The sequence below is a fragment of the Streptomyces sp. NPDC002884 genome, assembly GCF_040295245.1.
Lineage (GTDB): Bacteria > Actinomycetota > Actinomycetes > Streptomycetales > Streptomycetaceae > Streptomyces.
Window position 1 is genome coordinate 45,312 of record NZ_JBEOVB010000008.1, and the last position, 17,268, is coordinate 62,579.

Annotated in this window: 17 protein-coding genes and 3 tRNA genes; 11 read left to right on the top strand and 9 right to left on the bottom strand. The window is 69.8% G+C overall.

Features of this window, described 5'->3' with window-relative positions; all coding sequences use genetic code 11:
• Positions 1 to 94 precede the first annotated feature (94 nt).
• Both ABT070_RS18475 and ABT070_RS18480 read left to right on the top strand, forming a co-directional pair.
• A tRNA-Asp gene (locus tag ABT070_RS18475) sits at positions 95 to 169 on the top strand.
• Positions 170 to 321: 152 nt separating this feature from the next.
• Positions 322 to 513 (top strand): DUF6274 family protein, encoded by a 192-nt coding sequence (locus tag ABT070_RS18480; RefSeq protein WP_351761543.1) that lies wholly within the window; start codon positions 322 to 324, stop codon positions 511 to 513.
• Positions 514 to 1,002: 489 nt separating this feature from the next.
• Here the strand turns inward: ABT070_RS18480 and bldC are convergent, their stop codons facing one another.
• Together bldC and ABT070_RS18490 are read right to left on the bottom strand one after the other, a co-directional pair.
• Positions 1,003 to 1,209 carry a developmental transcriptional regulator BldC gene (gene bldC, locus ABT070_RS18485; protein WP_003949541.1) on the bottom strand — a complete coding sequence of 69 codons (207 nt, stop codon included), beginning with the start codon at positions 1,207 to 1,209 and terminating at the stop codon, positions 1,003 to 1,005.
• A 602-nt stretch (positions 1,210 to 1,811) separates the two neighbouring features.
• Entirely contained in the window at positions 1,812 to 2,654 is an 843-nt protein-coding gene (locus tag ABT070_RS18490; RefSeq protein ID WP_351761545.1) for a DUF8083 family protein, read from the bottom strand.
• A gap of 188 nt (positions 2,655 to 2,842) precedes the next feature.
• Here ABT070_RS18490 and ABT070_RS18495 point away from each other — a divergent pair, with 188 nt between their 5' ends.
• Together ABT070_RS18495 and ABT070_RS18500 are read left to right on the top strand one after the other, a co-directional pair.
• Positions 2,843 to 3,943 carry a Leu/Phe/Val dehydrogenase gene (locus ABT070_RS18495; RefSeq protein WP_351761548.1) on the top strand — a complete coding sequence of 367 codons (1,101 nt, stop codon included), beginning with the start codon at positions 2,843 to 2,845 and terminating at the stop codon, positions 3,941 to 3,943.
• A 310-nt stretch (positions 3,944 to 4,253) separates the two neighbouring features.
• Positions 4,254 to 4,514, top strand: a complete 261-nt coding sequence (locus tag ABT070_RS18500; RefSeq protein WP_200726382.1) for a DUF3073 domain-containing protein — start codon at positions 4,254 to 4,256, stop codon at positions 4,512 to 4,514.
• A 102-nt stretch (positions 4,515 to 4,616) separates the two neighbouring features.
• Here ABT070_RS18500 and purM read toward each other — a convergent pair whose 3' ends face one another.
• The 7 genes from purM to purS all read right to left on the bottom strand — a co-directional run bounded on the left by purM (position 4,617) and on the right by purS (position 12,230).
• Positions 4,617 to 5,717, bottom strand: coding sequence for a phosphoribosylformylglycinamidine cyclo-ligase (purM, locus tag ABT070_RS18505; RefSeq protein ID WP_351761551.1), 1,101 nt, complete (start codon positions 5,715 to 5,717; stop codon positions 4,617 to 4,619).
• A 42-nt stretch (positions 5,718 to 5,759) separates the two neighbouring features.
• Complete coding sequence (gene purF, locus ABT070_RS18510) at positions 5,760 to 7,286, bottom strand: amidophosphoribosyltransferase (RefSeq protein ID WP_351761554.1); 1,527 nt, start codon at positions 7,284 to 7,286, stop codon at positions 5,760 to 5,762.
• Positions 7,287 to 7,540: 254 nt separating this feature from the next.
• A complete protein-coding gene (locus tag ABT070_RS18515; RefSeq protein WP_351761557.1) occupies positions 7,541 to 7,978 on the bottom strand; it encodes an META domain-containing protein in 438 nt (145 codons plus the stop codon).
• Between the two features lie 95 nt (positions 7,979 to 8,073).
• Positions 8,074 to 8,871, bottom strand: a complete 798-nt coding sequence (locus ABT070_RS18520; protein ID WP_351761560.1) for a maleylpyruvate isomerase family mycothiol-dependent enzyme — start codon at positions 8,869 to 8,871, stop codon at positions 8,074 to 8,076.
• Between the two features lie 154 nt (positions 8,872 to 9,025).
• Positions 9,026 to 11,284: a phosphoribosylformylglycinamidine synthase subunit PurL gene (purL, locus tag ABT070_RS18525; RefSeq protein ID WP_351761563.1), complete on the bottom strand. Its 2,259-nt coding sequence runs from the start codon at positions 11,282 to 11,284 to the stop codon at positions 9,026 to 9,028.
• Positions 11,281 to 11,961 (bottom strand): phosphoribosylformylglycinamidine synthase subunit PurQ, encoded by a 681-nt coding sequence (gene purQ / locus ABT070_RS18530; RefSeq protein WP_351761566.1) that lies wholly within the window; start codon positions 11,959 to 11,961, stop codon positions 11,281 to 11,283. Before purQ ends, purL begins: the two co-directional genes overlap by 4 nt.
• Entirely contained in the window at positions 11,958 to 12,230 is a 273-nt protein-coding gene (gene purS / locus ABT070_RS18535; protein WP_020131278.1) for a phosphoribosylformylglycinamidine synthase subunit PurS, read from the bottom strand. The genes purQ and purS overlap by 4 nt, the downstream gene beginning before the upstream one ends.
• A gap of 364 nt (positions 12,231 to 12,594) precedes the next feature.
• On the opposite strand from purS, the gene ABT070_RS18540 reads away from it, so the two are divergent.
• The 7 genes from ABT070_RS18540 to ABT070_RS18570 all read left to right on the top strand — a co-directional run bounded on the left by ABT070_RS18540 (position 12,595) and on the right by ABT070_RS18570 (position 17,261).
• Positions 12,595 to 12,912 carry a histone-like nucleoid-structuring protein Lsr2 gene (locus ABT070_RS18540; protein WP_062644605.1) on the top strand — a complete coding sequence of 106 codons (318 nt, stop codon included), beginning with the start codon at positions 12,595 to 12,597 and terminating at the stop codon, positions 12,910 to 12,912.
• Positions 12,913 to 13,065: 153 nt separating this feature from the next.
• Positions 13,066 to 13,137, top strand: a tRNA-Gly gene (locus tag ABT070_RS18545).
• An 80-nt stretch (positions 13,138 to 13,217) separates the two neighbouring features.
• Positions 13,218 to 13,290: transfer RNA gene (locus tag ABT070_RS18550), tRNA-Gly, on the top strand.
• Positions 13,291 to 13,559: 269 nt separating this feature from the next.
• Entirely contained in the window at positions 13,560 to 14,513 is a 954-nt protein-coding gene (locus ABT070_RS18555; RefSeq protein WP_351761570.1) for an ABC transporter ATP-binding protein, read from the top strand.
• 80 nt (positions 14,514 to 14,593) lie between these two features.
• On the top strand, positions 14,594 to 15,337 hold the full coding sequence (locus ABT070_RS18560; RefSeq protein ID WP_351762197.1) for an ABC transporter permease: 744 nt from the start codon (positions 14,594 to 14,596) through the stop codon (positions 15,335 to 15,337).
• A gap of 65 nt (positions 15,338 to 15,402) precedes the next feature.
• Complete coding sequence (locus tag ABT070_RS18565; RefSeq protein ID WP_351761573.1) at positions 15,403 to 16,656, top strand: sensor histidine kinase; 1,254 nt, start codon at positions 15,403 to 15,405, stop codon at positions 16,654 to 16,656.
• Positions 16,653 to 17,261, top strand: a complete 609-nt coding sequence (locus tag ABT070_RS18570) for a response regulator (protein WP_351761576.1) — start codon at positions 16,653 to 16,655, stop codon at positions 17,259 to 17,261. The genes ABT070_RS18565 and ABT070_RS18570 overlap by 4 nt, the downstream gene beginning before the upstream one ends.
• Positions 17,262 to 17,268 lie beyond the last annotated feature (7 nt).

A 17,268-nucleotide genomic window follows, 5' to 3' on the forward strand; every position in this document is an offset into this window, starting at 1 on the left:
CGGCTCCCGCACGGAGGGTGAGTTCGACCGGCGGGCTCACCCTCCTGTACAGTCCTTCTCGCAGCGCAACGCAACATCAAGTGCCGCAAAACCTGGTCCTGTGGAGCAGTTTGGAGTGCTCGCCACCCTGTCAAGGTGGAGGCCGCGGGTTCAAATCCCGTCAGGACCGCAGTGAATGAACGGCAAAGAGCCCGGATCTTCGGATCCGGGCTCTTTGCGTTGCTCTCCGGACGTTGTCCGCCGGTCTCTTGACGTCGTCACTTTCCGCCGGTACCCCAGAAGCCAGGGCCTCTTTCCGCGTGGCCCCGACGGAGGTGGGGCATGGCGGCATCGGTCAGGCACGAGACGCGGGCACTGCTTCGCGCGCACCTGTCGGCCGCGACCCCGTACCGGCATCTGACCCGCCACTGCCCGATCTGCCACCGCTTACTGCGGCTGGCCATGGACGGCGCTCCACAGGGCGCGGAGGCCCCCGAGGGGGCCGTGGAGGGCGAGAGCCCCTCGACGGCGTGACCCGCGCCCGGTTCGACCTCCGGCCGGGCCGGCGCCCGCGCTCACGGCCGCCAACAGCCGTACCCGCGTGGGACGCTGGAACGTGAGCTTCCTCTAGCGCACATGAGCCAGAGGCAACAAGGCTCCTGGCATGTGACGGGTGTCACGGCATGAGTTTTGAAAACCCGGGTTCTTACCAGGCTCCTACAACTGGTCAATTTTATATGTGCAATTGCACCACTCCGGAGGATGCCCCCCGGAACCCTCCCAGAGCCTCCCCAGACTCCGACAAGCCCGCTCACAGAGCCACCTGATACGACCCGCCGAGCGCTCTCGACCAGTCTCAAGCGCACAAAAAAGATCGCGCTGGACCCGGCGGAGTCCAGCGCGATCGACGACGTTCCCGATGGGCGAGGGGCCTGTTGGGGCAGGACCCACGTCGCTTGTAGCTAGGTTTCGGGCGTCCGCACAGGTTGGGGGACCTGACGTGTTGCCCGGTTATTCACTTGTTCAGGCCTCGCTGCGCTGCTGCGGGATACCCGCAAGCAGTGCGCGGACCTCAGCCTCGCGATAACGGCGGTGTCCGCCGAGCGTACGAATCGACGTGAGCTTGCCGGCCTTCGCCCACCGCGTGACCGTCTTAGGGTCGACGCGGAACATCGTGGCGACCTCAGCCGGGGTCAGCAGCGGCTCAGCATCAGGGGTGCGAGCGGTCATGAGCGGCCTCCTCGGGAGAACCGAACCTTCTCGGTTCTTTCCTCTAAATTCTGCACCTTGACCCGCGTTGCCCGAAATGGCGGACGCGAGTCGAGTCGGTTATAGGACGAACGGCTTGTCCTCGGCACTACAACTACACCATCTGTCCAGCCGCGTCGGCCAAACCGATGGAATTGCCCCCCAGGTGTTCATCGGCGACGGAAGCCGATGGACCATGCCATAGCGGACAGTCACGCCACTGTGACGATCAGTCACAGGACGATCAGGAGGCATCAGACCCCCCAAAGCGCTGCAATGCTGAGATTTCCCCCCACAGTGGAGCATAAGCAGGCGGACGGAGCCCTCCCCGGACTCCTTGTCCTATTTTGGCACGAGGAGGGGCAAGCGGCGCAAGGGCCGCGTACGTGCGTTCCATCACCCTTGCGACATAAGCCCGGATCGGGACCTACGTCCCGTCAGTTCCGTGAAGTGCGGTTGACCGTACGCTGTTCCACTGCTTCAGGGCCGTGACCTACGTCACTAACGAAAGCGCTGTCGCGTCTGTCACATCGTCAGTTCACAGCAAGCGGGCCGGGTCGGCGGCCGTGAGCGCGCGGCGGCCGTCAGTTCGCCGAGCGCCGTTCCCGTACCGAGCGCCACCGCTCCACGAGCCGCCCGTACGCCTCGCCCGCCGCCGCGCCGTCCCCGACCCGCAGCGCCTCGATGCCCTCGGCCACGTCCTTCGCCGAGTGATCGTCCTCCAGATCACCCGCCGGCAGCACATGCACCAGACCGCCGTAATCCAGTTCCACCAGCGAACGCGGGTGGAATTCCTCGAGCCAGCGCCCCACGTCCACCAGGCCGTCGATGAGCGGCCCCTCGTCCATGGCGTCCTTCAGCGTCCGCAGCGACCGGGCCACCCGGCGCCGCGCCTGCACCATCGGTGTGCGGTAGCGCAGCACGGGGGCCACCTCCGCCGTCCCCTTCTCGTACTGCCGCTCCTCGTCGGAGACGAGCACGAACCAGTTGAGCGGCACCTGCCAGACGGCTGTGCGGATCCAGGGCCGGGCGTCGGGGTTGCGTTCCAGCCACCGCTCGTGGTCCTTGGCGGCCTCCAGACGCACCACCTCGGGCAGCGCCGCCTCCAGGACCGGCCGGGGCAGCTCGTCGTTCAGCTCGGCCAGCGCCAGCCAGCCGCGCAGCCGGGTACGCCAGGGACAGACGCAGAGCACTCCGTCCACCTGGGCCAGGAACGCGTCGCCGCTCTCGTGCACGGGCACCGCGACCGGCGGGGTGGGCAGCAGGTCGGCCAGCGAACGGCGCAGCTCGTCCTGGTAGGAGGGGAGATCGGGGCGGCCGGCGTAGCGCGTCCAGTGGGTGCGCTCGGGCTCGGGGAAGGCGGCCAACGGCTCGTACACGCGCAGATAGACCGCGTACGGAACGATCACCGAGGACACCTTGGGCACGCCTGCTCCCTCCCCCTTCGGCCGACCGGGAAACCCTGCGAATCGTCCCACGGCGGTACTCCGGGAGAAGGTGATCCCCAACACTGCGAGAGCGGCGGGCCACGCAGGCTCTACTCTCAGTCCACAGGCCCCGCCACCCTTACGGTGCCTGCGTCCCGATCGCCGCTAGACACCCGGGAGTCACCACAGTGACCGACGTTTCCGGCGCACCTGCTGATGTACTGCACACCCTGTTCCACTCGGACCAGGGCGGTCATGAGCAAGTCGTGCTCTGCCAGGACCGCGCCAGCGGCCTCAAAGCCGTCATCGCCCTCCACTCCACCGCTCTGGGCCCCGCCCTCGGCGGTACCCGCTTCTACCCGTACGCGACCGAGGCGGAGGCCGTCGCCGACGCGCTGAACCTCGCGCGCGGGATGTCGTACAAGAACGCCATGGCCGGTCTGGACCACGGCGGCGGCAAGGCCGTGATCATCGGCGATCCCGACACGATCAAGACCGAGGCGCTGCTGCTCGCGTACGGCCGTTTCGTGGCCTCGCTCGGCGGTCGGTACGTGACCGCCTGCGACGTCGGCACCTATGTCGCCGACATGGACGTCGTGGCGCGCGAGTGCCGCTGGACGACCGGGCGCTCGCCGGAGAACGGCGGGGCCGGCGACTCGTCCGTGCTGACCGCCTTCGGCGTCTACCAGGGCATGCGGGCCTCCGCCCAGCACCTGTGGGGCGACCCGTCGCTGCGGGGCCGTACCGTCGGCATCGCGGGCGTCGGCAAGGTCGGCCACCACCTGGTGGAGCACCTGCTGGACGAGGGCGCCCAGGTCGTGATCACGGACGTGCGCGAGGAAGCGGTGCGGCGGATCTCCGACAAGCACCCCTCGGTGGGCGTGGTCGCCGACACCGAGAGCCTGATCGGGATCGACGGGCTCGACATCTACGCGCCCTGCGCGCTCGGCGGTGCGCTGAGCGACGACTCCGTGCCGGTGCTGACCGCGAAGATCGTCTGTGGCGCGGCCAACAACCAGCTCGCCCACCCGGGCGTGGAGAAGGACCTCGCCGACCGCGGGATCCTCTACGCGCCGGACTACGTGGTGAACGCCGGCGGAGTCATCCAGGTCGCCGACGAGCTGCACGGCTTCGACTTCGAGCGGTGCAGGGCGAAGGCCGCGAAGATCTTCGACACCACACTCGCGATCTTCGCACGTGCGAAGGCGGACGGAATTCCACCGGCGGCGGCGGCCGACCGGATCGCCGAGCAGCGGATGCACGAAGCCGCCCAGGCGCGCGGTTGGTGACCCTCACGTAGGGCCCCGCGGCGACCCGCCCGGGGGTTTCGGCGGTACCGCCGGGTGGAAAGTTGGAGAGAACTCTCACTCTTCCCGGCGGGTCGGCCGCCGATAAGTGGTTAAAATCGCCACTGACCAGCAAGGACGGGGCGACCGAACGGTGCTGCGCACACGCGCGTGCTACGGGCGACGTACCGTACGGGCGTGGGCTCAGGTACCGTGGGAGCCCTACGACGGGCTCTCTACGGAGGGACCGTCCTGGATCATGAACGCGTGTCAACCTGGGGCCGTCGAGCCCCGTCGTTGAGGGGGTCGAGCCATGGGGCGCGGCCGGGCCAAGGCCAAGCAAGCGAAGGTCGCCCGCCAGCTGAAGTACAACAGCGGCGGGACAGATCTCTCACGCCTGGCCGAAGAGCTGGGCGCATCGCCATCGAATATTCCGCCGAATGGTGAGCCATTCGAGGACGATGACGATGACGATGAGCAAGACGACGACCCGTACGCACGGTACGCCGAGCTGTACGGGGCCGACGACGAAGATGACGGCGAGGACTCCTCGCAACATCGTCGCGGCGCTTGACCTTGTACTGAGCACCCGCCCGGTCGGTGACTTCGGTCACCGACCGGGTCTTGTGCTGCCTACCCGATCACGGGCCCGCCTGGTGGCCGGCCCGCTCGGTCCTCAGCCTGCGTAGTCCCCGACCAGCTCCGCGCCGGTCGTGTGCTCGCCGCGTTCGGTGATCTCGCCGGCGACCCAGGCCTCCACGCCGCGGTCGGCCAGCGTCGCGAGGGCCACGTCCGTCGACTCCTCGGGCACGATCGCCATCATGCCGACGCCCATGTTCAGGGTCTTCTCCAGCTCCAGACGCTCGACGGAGCCGGTCCTGCCGACCAGGTCGAAGATCGGGGCCGGGGTCCAGGTGGAGCGGTCCACGACGGCGTGCAGGCCGTCCGGGATCACCCGGGCCAGGTTGGCCGCGAGACCGCCGCCGGTGATGTGCGAGAAGGCGTGGACGTCCGTCGTGCGGGTGAGCGCCAGACAGTCCAGCGAGTAGATCTTGGTGGGCTCCAGGAGCTCCTCGCCGAGCGTGCGGCCGAGCTCCTCGATCCGCGCCTCCAGGGACAGCCCTGCCTGCTTCAGCAGGACGTGCCGGACCAGGGAGTACCCGTTCGAGTGGAGGCCGGAGGCCGCCATGGCGATCACCGTGTCACCCGTGCGGATACGATCCGGGCCGAGCAGCCGGTCGGCCTCCACGACGCCCGTACCGGCGCCGGCCACGTCGAAGTCGTCCTCGCCCAGCAGACCCGGGTGCTCGGCCGTCTCGCCGCCGACCAGGGCGCAGCCGGCGAGCACACAGCCCTCGGCGATGCCCTTGACGATGGCGGCGACCCGCTCGGGGTGGACCTTGCCGACGCAGATGTAGTCGGTCATGAACAGCGGCTCGGCGCCGCACACCACGATGTCGTCCATGACCATGGCGACCAGGTCGTGGCCGATGGTGTCGTACACGCCGAGCTGACGGGCGATGTCGACCTTGGTGCCCACGCCGTCCGTGGCGGAGGCGAGCAGCGGACGCTCGAAACGCTTGAGGGCGGAGGCGTCGAAGAGGCCGGCGAAGCCGCCGAGGCCGCCGAGGACCTCGGGGCGCTGCGTCTTCTTCACCCACTCCTTCATCAGCTCTACGGCGCGGTCGCCCGCCTCGATGTCGACTCCGGCGGCCGCGTAGGACGCGCCGGAGGCACTGCCCGTCGCCGGAGGGGACTGATCGGACACAGAAGCCATTGCCTGGGATCTTTCGGGTTGGTGAAACGGGGCTCTGCGGCGCTACGGGCGACGGATGGCGTCAGCCGCGGCCGTGGCTGCGGGACCCGCGGCCAGCTCGGTCTCCAGGAGCTGCTTGCCGAGCAGCTCGGGGTCCGGGAGCTCCATCGGGTACTCGCCGTCGAAGCAGGCGCGGCAGAGGTTCGGCTTGGCGATGGTGGTCGCCTCGATCATGCCGTCGATGGAGATGTAGGAGAGGGAGTCGGCGCCCAGGGAGGTGCCGATCTCGTCGATGGTCATGCCGTTGGCGATGAGCTCCGCGCGGGTGGCGAAGTCGATGCCGAAGAAGCAGGGCCACTTCACGGGCGGCGAGGAGATCCGGATGTGGACCTCGGCCGCGCCCGCCTCGCGGAGCATGCGGACCAGGGCCCGCTGGGTGTTGCCGCGCACGATCGAGTCGTCGACGACGACCAGCCGCTTGCCCTTGATGACTTCCTTCAGCGGGTTCAGCTTGAGGCGGATACCGAGCTGGCGGATGGTCTGCGAGGGCTGGATGAACGTCCGGCCGACGTAGGCGTTCTTCACGAGGCCCGCGCCGAAGGGGATGCCGGAGGCCTCCGCGTAGCCGATGGCGGCGGGGGTGCCGGACTCCGGTGTCGCTATCACCAGGTCGGCGTCGACCGGCGCTTCCTTGGCGAGTTTGCGGCCCATCTCCACGCGGGAGAGGTACACGTTCCGGCCGGCGATGTCGGTGTCCGGGCGGGCCAGGTACACGTACTCGAAGACGCAGCCCTTGGGCTTCGCTTCCGCGAACCGGGAGGTGCGCAGTCCGTTCTCGTCGATGGCGATGAACTCGCCGGGCTCGATCTCACGGACGTAGGCGGCGCCGCAGATGTCCAGGGCGGCGGACTCGGAGGCGACCACCCAGCCGCGCTCCAGGCGGCCGAGGACCAGCGGGCGGATGCCCTGCGGGTCACGGCCGGCGTAGAGGGTGTGCTCGTCCATGAAGACGAGCGAGAAGGCGCCCTTGACCTGGGGAAGGATCTGGTGGGCCGCTTCCTCGATGGTCAGCGGCTTGCCGTCCTCGTCGACCTGGGCCGCGAGCAGCGCGGTGAGCAGGTCGGTGTCGTTGGTCGCCGCGACGCGCGGACTGCGGCCTTCCTGCTTGGGCAGGTCGGCGACCATCTCGGCGAGCTGGGCGGTGTTGACGAGGTTGCCGTTGTGACCGAGCGCGATCGAGCCGTGCGCGGTGGCACGGAACGTCGGCTGGGCGTTCTCCCACACGGAGGCACCGGTGGTCGAGTAGCGGGCGTGTCCGACCGCGATATGACCCTGGAGCGAACCGAGCGAGGTCTCGTCGAAGACCTGGGACACGAGGCCCATGTCCTTGAAGACGAGGATCTGGGAGCCGTTGCTGACCGCGATCCCCGCGGATTCCTGACCTCGATGCTGAAGGGCGTAGAGCCCGAAGTAAGTGAGCTTGGCGACCTCTTCACCGGGAGCCCAGACTCCGAAGACGCCGCAAGCGTCCTGGGGTCCTTTCTCGCCGGGGAGCAGATCATGACTGAGTCGACCGTCACCACGTGGCACGCCACCGAGTGTAGGCGAGATCGACCACTGGTCCGAATTGGGGATACCCACCGGTAACTCGATCACCCGTCGGTCATTACCTCCAAGATCCACTCATTTCCGCAGGTCAATGGCCGGATATGGTGATCCATTGGACGGTCGGGCGGGCCCCGGGGGCGGCCGCCCGGGTGCCCGTTCCGCGGGCGCGAGTGAGGTGTCGCACACCATGAGGGCCGGTGGGCGCGGTCCACCGGGGCCGGGGAGCCGGCCGGAGGTCATTTCCTGGTCAGCAGGACCTGATCGCCGTCGGCCGTGGCGAGCGTCAGCGTGCTCCCGTCGACCTCGGTGCTGAGGGCGCCCTCGGCGAGGGTGCCGGCCAGCGTGCGCTCGAAGTCCATGGGCTGGTCCGCGCAGGCCATCCTGGTCGACCTGGCGTCGCTGAACCGGATGCGGTCGCCCTCGACGGCGGCCTTGGCGGTGAAGTTGTTGCAGCCGTAACTGCCCGCCGCCCTGCCGTCCCGGATCTCGACGTGGGCGCCGGACGGGGCACGGTGGGTCGTGCCGTCCACGGTGACGCTGTCGACGTTCCAGCGGACCCCGGTGACGGGCTGCTCGGCGCTCACCGCCCCGCTGCCGGGCTGCTCACCGTCCGCCTTCTCGCTGCCGCAGGCCGCGGCGAGCGGGAGGAGCAGGACGGCCGCGGTCAGCGTCAAGCGCTGCTTGTACGTGTGCGTAGGGCTGTGCCTCTGCCGGTACATGCCGGTTCGACGGGGCGGGTGGGGCGGTCGGTTCCACCCGGGGGTCGGATTCAGGACATGAGGGGCAGCAGTGCCGTGAGGTCGGCCCGCTCGCCGCTCGCCGCGACCTTCGCCCGCTCGACGGCATCCGGCCAGGTCACCCGGCCCGTCGCCAGCCGGATCCAGGTCAGCGGGTCGGTCTCGACGACGTTGGGCGGGGTGCCCCGGGTGTGCCGGGGGCCCTCGACGCACTGCACGACGGCGTACGGCGGGATCCGCACCTCCGTCGCGCCGCCGGGCGCCCTGGCGGCGAGGGCGTCGGCGAGGAGCCGGGTGGCGGCGGCGAGCGCCTGGCGGTCGTACGGGATGTCCAGGCCGGGGACGGCGGCGTTCAGGTCGTCGGTGTGGACGACGAGTTCGACGGTCCGGGTGACGAGGTAGTCGGCGAGGGTCATCGCCCCGGTGCGGGCGGCGAGGACGCGGCCGCCGGAGGCTGTGGCGAGGGCCTCGGCGAAGCGCTCCTCGGTGCGCGCGAACAGGGCGTTCAGGTCGGGTTCGGCTGCGGCGAGGTCCCGGGTGCCGTCGGAGATGCCGGCGGCCCGGGAGGCGGTGGCGAACGGCCACTCGAGGAGCGTGAGGTCCGCCTTCGCGGGCTCGTCCCTGTCGAGGTTGCGGCCGACGGTCGCCACCGCCATCGTCACGTGCGCGGCCAGGTCCCGTACGGTCCAGCCCGCCAGCCGGGTGGGCAGCGCGAGCTGCTCGGGGCCGAGGGTCGCCACGGCCCGCCTCACGTTCCCGAACTGCGCGGTGACCGCGGCACGGATCTTGGCGGGGTCGTACGCGCGCGTGCGTTTCCTGGCCGGGGGCATGGCGGTGAGCCTAGTGGCCGCCTGTGACACCGGGGCCGTCCCGTCCGGCGCGACCCCGTGACGGTCACGACGAAGGCCCCGCCCGTGGGAACGGGCGAGGCCTTCACCGCCGTACAGACGCCTGGGCGTCCTGGCGCCTCGGCGCCTCGGGTGCTTACGCGAGCAGGGCCGGGATGGTCTCCTCGTGGGCCTTGCGCAGCTCCTCCAGGGACAGCTCGAACTCGCCCTGGAGCTCGACCGTGTCGCCGTCGACGACACCGATGCGGGTGACGGGCAGGCCGCGCGCCCCGCACATGTCGTTGAAACGCAGCTCCTCGGAGCGCGGGACGGCCACCACGGCACGGCCCGCCGACTCGGAGAAGAGCAGGGTGAAGGCGTCGAGCCCGTCCGGTACGACCAGCCGCGCGCCCTTGCCACCGAGCAGCGCCGACTCGACGACGGCCTGGATCAGACCGCCGTCGGACAGGTCGTGCGCGGCGTCGATCATGCCGTCGCGGGAGGCGGAGATCAGGATCTCGGCGAGGAGCCGCTCCCGCTCCAGGTCGACCTTCGGGGGCAGCCCGCCGAGGTGGTCGTGGACGACCTGGGACCAGGCCGAGCCGCCGAACTCCTCGCGCGTGTCGCCGAGGAGGTAGAGCAGCTGGCCCTCCTCCTGGAAGGCGACGGGCGTGCGGCGCGCGACATCGTCGATCACACCGAGCACGGCCACCACCGGGGTGGGGTGGATGGCCACCTCGCCCGTCTGGTTGTAGAGGGAGACGTTGCCGCCGGTCACCGGGGTGCCCAGCTGCTGGCAGGCGTCGGCCAGGCCGCGGATGGCCTCCGCGAACTGCCACATCACCGCCGGGTCCTCGGGCGAGCCGAAGTTGAGGCAGTCGGAGACGGCGAGCGGCTTGGCGCCGGTCGTCGCCACGTTCCGGTAGGCCTCGGAGAGGGCCAGCTGCGCGCCCGCGTACGGGTCGAGCTTGGCGTAGCGGCCGTTGCCGTCGGTCGCGATGGCGACGCCGAGGCCGGTCTCCTCGTCGATCCGGATCATGCCGGAGTCCTCGGGCTGCGCGAGGACGGTGTTGCCCTGCACGAAGTGGTCGTACTGCGAGGTGATCCACTTCTTGGACGCCTGGTTGGGCGAGGCGACCAGCGCGAGCACCTGGTCCTTGAGCTCGGCGCCGGTCGTGGGCCGGGGCAGCTTGTTCGCGTCGTCCGCCTGGAGGGCGTCCTGCCACTCCGGGCGGGCGTAGGGGCGCTCGTAGACGGGGCCGTCGTGGGCCACGGTCCGCGGGTCGACGTCGACGATCTTGCCGCCGTGCCAGAAGATCTCCAGCCGGTCGCCGTCGGTCACCTCACCGATGACGGTCGCGATGACGTCCCACTTGTCGCAGATCTCCAGGAACCGGTCGACCTTCGACGGTTCGACGACCGCGCACATGCGCTCCTGCGACTCGCTCATGAGGATTTCCTCGGGCGAGAGCGTGGAGTCGCGCAGCGGTACGTCGTCCAGGGTGACGCGCATGCCGCCGGAGCCGTTGGAGGCCAGCTCGGACGTGGCGCAGGACAGGCCGGCCGCGCCGAGGTCCTGGATGCCGACGACGAGCTTCTCCTGGAAGGCCTCCAGGGTGCACTCGATGAGGAGCTTCTCCTGGAAGGGGTCGCCGACCTGCACGGCCGGGCGCTTCGACGGCTTGGCGTCGTCGAAGGTCTCGGAGGCGAGGATCGACGCGCCGCCGATGCCGTCGCCACCGGTCCGGGCCCCGTAGAGGATGACCTTGTTGCCGGTGCCGGAGGCCTTCGCGAGGTGGATGTCCTCGTGCCGCATCACGCCGATGGCACCGGCGTTGACCAGCGGGTTGCCCTGGTAGCAGGCGTCGAAGACGACCTCTCCGCCGATGTTGGGCAGACCCAGGCAGTTGCCGTAGCCGCCGATGCCGGCGACGACGCCCGGCAGGACGCGCTTGGTGTCGGGGTGGTCGGCCGCGCCGAAGCGCAGCGGGTCCACGACAGCGACCGGACGCGCGCCCATCGCGATGATGTCGCGGACGATGCCGCCCACGCCCGTGGCCGCGCCCTGGTAGGGCTCGACGTACGAGGGGTGGTTGTGCGACTCGACCTTGAAGGTGACCGCGTAGCCCTGGCCGACGTCGACCACGCCCGCGTTCTCGCCGATGCCCACGAGCAGCGCGTCGGACTGGGGGGCCTTCTCGCCGAACTGGCGGAGGTGGACCTTGGAGGACTTGTACGAGCAGTGCTCGGACCACATGACGGAGTACATGGCGAGCTCGGCACCGGTGGGCCGGCGGCCGAGGATCTCCACGACGCGCTCGTACTCGTCCTTCTTCAGACCGAGTTCGGCCCAGGGCAGCTCGACGTCGGGGGTCTCGGCCGCGTGCTCGACCGTGTCCAGAGGCGTCCGGCTCATGCGTTGACCAGCTTCTTGAGGATCGAGGTGAAGAACGGGAGACCGTCGGTGCGGCCGGACCCGACGAGGGGCTCGACGGCGTGCTCCGGGTGCGGCATGAGGCCCACGACGTTGCCGGCCTCGTTGGTGATGCCGGCGATGTCACGGAGGGAGCCGTTGGGGTTCACGTCCAGGTAGCGGAAGGCGACCCGGCCCTCGGCCTCGAGCTTGTCGAGGGTGTACTCGTCGGCGACGTACCGGCCGTCCATGTTCTTCAGCGGGATGTGGATCTCCTGGCCCGCCTCGTAGTCGGCGGTCCAGGCGGTCTCCGCGTTCTCCACCCGCAGCTTCTGGTCGCGGCAGATGAAGTGGAGGTGGTCGTTGCCGAGCATCCCGCCGGGAAGCAGGTGGGCCTCCGTGAGGATCTGGAAGCCGTTGCAGATACCGAGGACGGGAAGACCGGCCTTCGCCTGCTCGATGACGCTCTCCATCACCGGCGAGAACCGGGAGATGGCTCCGGCGCGCAGATAGTCGCCGTAGGAGAAACCACCGGGGAGCACCACGGCGTCCACCTGATGGAGGTTCTTGTCCTTGTGCCAGAGAGCGACGGGTTCGGCACCCGCGAGGCGGATCGCACGCTGAGTGTCCCGGTCGTCGAGGCTGCCCGGGAAAGTGACGACGCCAATACGAGCGGTCACTTCGCGGCTCCCGCGACTGCTTCTTCCGACTCGACCTTGACGGTGAAGTCCTCGATCACGGTGTTCGCGAGGAAGGATTCCGCAAGATCGTGGATGCGGGCGAGGGCGGCCTCGTCGACCGGCCCGTCAACTTCCAGTTCGAATCGCTTTCCCTGACGTACGTCGGAGATGCCTTCGAAACCCAGCCGCGGCAGTGCGCGCTGCACCGCCTGGCCCTGGGGGTCGAGGATCTCCGGCTTGAGCATGACGTCGACTACGACGCGTGCCACTGGCACTCCCGGTGGTGTGGTGCTGAGCAGGTGCCTGCGGGTGTCTCCAACAGGTGTCTTCAGACTACCCGTACAAAATTTCTACGCGGGTAGAGTTGTAGGAAAGTACGTGAGCGCCATCACGATCAGGTATCGGACCAGTGCCTTCGTGAAAATTTCAGGGAAAGATCCGGGGTGCGCCAACGTTCCCTATTGCCCTGGGACACGCGGGCAGATTTAGTCGAGCTTCACATTGCAATGCCGGGCACTGTACAAATGAATTAGCAATAGCCGATACTTTGCCCCATTAACAGGCGGACAGTCGACATCTCCGTGACGTCTTGGCACGTCATCGCAGAGCTGTCGCACGAAGGGACCGATATTCGTGGCGCAGAAGGTCGTGGTCACTCTCTTTGACGACATCGACGGCTCGGAAGCGGCGGAAACGATCGCCTTCGGACTCGACGGCAAGTCGTACGAGATCGACCTGAATGAAGCCAATGCCAAGAAACTGCGTAAGGCTCTCGCGCCCTACGTCGACGCCGGCCGCAAGCGGTCGAGGTCCGGCAAGGCGTACAAGCAGACGGAGGTCGCCCCCGACCCCGCCGCCGTACGGGCCTGGGCCCAGGCCAACAAGCTGGAGGTGCCGGCGCGCGGCCGCATCCCCAAGAAGGTCTACGAGGCCTTCGCCGACGCGCAGTGAGTCGCGCACGCTGATCGGCTCCCCGTGAGCCGCGGGCCGACGGCCGGTCACCGGCCCCTCGAACGCACCGACTTGCGCTGCACCCCTCCTGGTCAGCTAGAGTCTGGAGCACGCCGAGGGGCAAGGCCGAAAAGCCCAGCTCACGGAGTACACGCGGGTGTAGTTCAGTAGTAGAACATCCCCCTTCCAGGGGGAAGGCGCAGTGTGCGATCCCTGTCACCCGCTCTGCATCACCTGCCTGACCACTGTTGTGGATCAGGTAGGGTAGTGCTCGCGCCGATCGGTGAAAGCCGGTCGGAGGCAATGCGGACGTAGCTCAGTTGGTAGAGCGCAACCTTGCCAAGGTTGAGGTCGCGAGTTCGAGCCTCGTCGTCCGCTCAGGAAAAAGACCCCGGTCCACTGGACCGGGGTCTTTTCGTGCGCCCTGAACGCGTGCCTCGTGCGTAGGCCGTGAACGCGCGCCTGCGTAGGCCGTGAACGCGCCCCGTGCGTGGGCCTCGATCGTGATCCCGTGCGTGAGCCTCGATCGTGATGCCGTGCGTGATCCCCGAGCGTGGGCACGACGCGAGTGTCCGTCTGACATTTGTCATGCGGAGTGGTGACACCTCGCACTGCTGCCGGCCTCCGCCCGCGGGGAGGCTTGGGGCATGGACACGAATGAACACGTGATTGAGGTCACCGACCTCCGGCGTGTGTACGGGGGCGGGTTCGAAGCGGTCCGTGGGATCTCCTTCCACGTCGGCCGCGGTGAGATCTTCGCGCTGCTCGGCACCAACGGCGCCGGAAAGACATCGACGGTCGAGTTGCTGGAGGGGCTCGCGCGCCCCGACGGCGGGCGGGTCAGAGTGCTGGGCCACGATCCGCACGCCGAGCGGGCCGCCGTCCGGCCGCGCACCGGCGTGATGCTCCAGGAGGGCGGCTTCCCCTCCGAGCTGACCGTCGCCGAGACCGCGCGCATGTGGGCCGGCTGCGTGAGCGGCGCCCGCCCGGTCAAGGAGGCGCTGGCGCTGGTCGGGCTCGCCGGGCGGGCGGACGTCCGGATCAAGCAGCTGTCCGGGGGCGAGCGGCGGCGCCTCGACCTGGCGCTCGCGGTCCTCGGAGAACCCGAGGTGCTGTTCCTGGACGAGCCGACGACCGGCCTGGACGCCGAGGGCCGCCGGGACACCTGGGACCTGGTGCGCGCGCTGCGTGACGCCGGTACGACGGTGCTGCTGACCACGCACTACCTGGAGGAGGCGGAGAACCTCGCCGACCGGCTGGCCATCCTGCACGAGGGCCGTATCGCGGCCGCCGGGACCCCCGACGAGGTGACCGGCGCCCAGCCGTCCCGGATCACCTTCGAACTGCCCGAGGGGTACTTCGTGGGCGACCTGCCTCCGCTGGGCGAGCTGGGTGTGTGCGGTCACGAGGTCGACGGGCGCCTCATACGGCTGCGCACCCGGGAGCTGCAACGGGCGGCTACCGGGCTCCTGGTGTGGGCCGAGCGGGCCCAGGTCGCGCTGCGGAGGCTGGACGTGCGCTCGGCCTCGCTGGAGGAGGCGTTCCTGGGAATCGCCCGGGAGGCGTCGAACAGGGACGAGACCGAGGAGGTCGCGGCATGAGCGGGGCAACGGTGAAGGATCCGGCCGGCCGTGCGGTCGGTCGTGCGGTCGGCCGTCGGGTCACGACTCCCGCGAGCCGGATGGCCGCCCTCGCGCGCGCCGAGCTGACGTTGCTCGGGCGGAGCAAGAGCACGATCATCGCGGCCGTGTTCCTCCCGCTGGTGCTGCCGGTGAGCCTGGCGTCGGTGGTCGAGGACATGGACGTGGAGGACGTCGGGCTCAGCGTCGGCCTGGTGCTGCTGCCCGCCGCGATCGGCTTCTCGCTGCTGTTCGGCGTGTACTCGGCACTGGCGGCCATCTACACCGCCCGGCGCGAGGAGCTCGTGCTGAAGCGGCTGCGTACCGGCGAGCTGCGGGACCCGGAGATCCTCGGCGGGGCGGCGCTGCCCGTCGTCGTCACGGGGCTGGTGCAGTCCCTGGTGCTGGTGGCCGGCACCACGCTCCTGCTCGACGTGCCGGCCCCCGAGGCGCCGTATCTCGCCGTCCTGGGGCTGCTGTTGGGCCTGGTGATGTGCGCGGCGCTCGCGGCCGCCACGGCGACGGTGACCCGGACCGTGGAGAGCGCGCAGGTCACCACGATGCCCTTGGTGCTCTTGTCGATGACCGTCTCCGGCGTGACCGTCCCCCTGGAAATGCTGCCCGACCGGCTCGCCTCCGTCTGCGAACTGCTGCCGCTGTCCCCGGTGATCATCCTGATACGCGGCGGCTGGACCGGGACTCTGTCGGCGTACGAGGCCCTGGGCGCCCTGGCGACCGCACTGGCCTGGACCCTGCTGGCGGTGTTTGCTGTACGGCGGTGGTTCCGGTGGGAGCCCCGGCGCTGACCCCGCCCGGACCGAGCCGGGGCACGTACGGATCGTGGCGGGCTGAAGGATAGGGGAGGGCAAGGATGTTGGGCCGCATTCGGGGGTGGCATCGGCGCCACTGGCGGGACCGCAGCAAGGCCGAGCGGGTCGAATTGCAGACCCTGGGCACCTGGTACTTCACCACCTGGTTCTTCCCCTTCGCCTGGCTCGCGCTGCCTCTGGTGGGCGGGCTGGAGCGGCGTCCCGCGCCGCTGCTCGTCGGCGGGCTGCTCCTGCTGGCGGCCGCCCTCCAGTGCATCGAGGCGAACCGGCTCACCCGGCCCGTCCTCGACCACTACCTGCACCGGGCCGAGCTCCCGCCGCGGGCCCTGTATCCCGCGGCCGGGCTGCTGGCCCTCGGGCTGGCGCTGGCCCTGGCGCTCACCGTGGTGGGCGGCGCCGACCCGGTGACGACCCGGCTCTGCATAGGAGCCGCGCTGCTGCCCTTCGGGATGCTCTACGGGCTCGTGGTGCCCATCCCACGGTTCCTGCGGGACTCCGCACTGCTCGCCGTGGCCCTCATGGCGGTGTTCGGCTGGGCCGAACCGGATGCGGCGGGGGTCTTCATGGTCGGGTTCCTGACCGCCTTCGCGACCTGCTTCTCGCTGTTCGCCTGCCGCTGCAGCGCCTGGAACCTGGCGGTGCTCTGGGAGGCTGACCGGGCCGGGGAGGTCGAGGCCCGGCTCGCCGTCGCCGAGGAGCGGCTGCGGTTCGGGCGGGATCTGCACGACGTGATGGGGCGGAACCTGGCGGTGATCGCCCTGAAGAGCGAGCTGGCCGTGCAGCTGGCCCGGCGCGGGCGGCCGGAGGCCGTGGAGCAGATGATCGAGGTCCAGCGCATAGCGCAGGATTCGCAGCGGGAGGTGCGCGCCGTCGTGCGGGGCTATCGGGAGGCGGACCTCGGGGTCGAACTCGCCGGTGCTCAAGGGGTGTTGAGGGCGGCCGGAATCGTCTGCGAGGTGAGCGGGGAGGCCGCCGGGCTGCCCGCGGAGGTGCAGTCGGCGCTCGGCTGGGTGGTGCGGGAGACCACCACCAACGTACTGCGGCACGGGGACGCCGGGCGCTGCTCGGTGGTGTTGCGGATGCCGGAGGGACGCGTGGTGCTGACGGTGGAGAACGACGGCGCCGGGTCCTCCGGCACCGAAAGCGGCGACGGGTCGGGGCTGACCGGGCTGCGGGAGCGGTTGCGGGGCGTCGACGGGACGCTGGAGGCCGGGTTCGTCGGGGCGGGCGTCTTCCGGGTCGTCGCCGAGGTTCCGTTGAGCGGAAAGGCTGCTGTGAGAGAGGTCGTTTCATGACCGTGCGGGTGCTGCTCGCCGACGACGAACATCTCATCCGGGGGGCGCTGGCCGCGCTGCTCTCCCTGGAGGACGACCTGCTGATCGTCGCCGAGGCGGCCACCGGACCGGAGGCGCTGGCGATGGCGCTGGCGCACCGGCCCGACGTCGCCGTCCTGGATCTGCAGATGCCGGGCACCGACGGTGTGAACGTCGCCACATCCCTGCGCGCCGAACTGCCCGACTGCCAGGCACTGATCGTCACCAGCCACGGCCGGCCCGGACATCTCAAGCGGGCGCTCGCGGCGGGTGTGCGCGGGTTCGTCCCGAAGACGGTGAGCGCACAGCGGCTCGCGGAGATCATCCGTACCGTGCACGCCGGGAACCGGTACGTCGACCCGGAGTTGGCCGCCGACGCGATCGCCGCCGGTGACTCGCCGCTGACCTCGCGTGAGACGGAGGTGCTCGAACTCGCCGCCGACGGGGCGCCCGTCGCGGAGATCGCCGAGCGGGCCGCGCTCTCCCAGGGGACCGTACGGAACTATCTGTCGTCGGCCGTCTCCAAGCTCGGGGCGGAGAACCGGCACGCGGCGGTGCGGCTCGCCCGGGAGCGGGGTTGGGTATAGTTGGCCT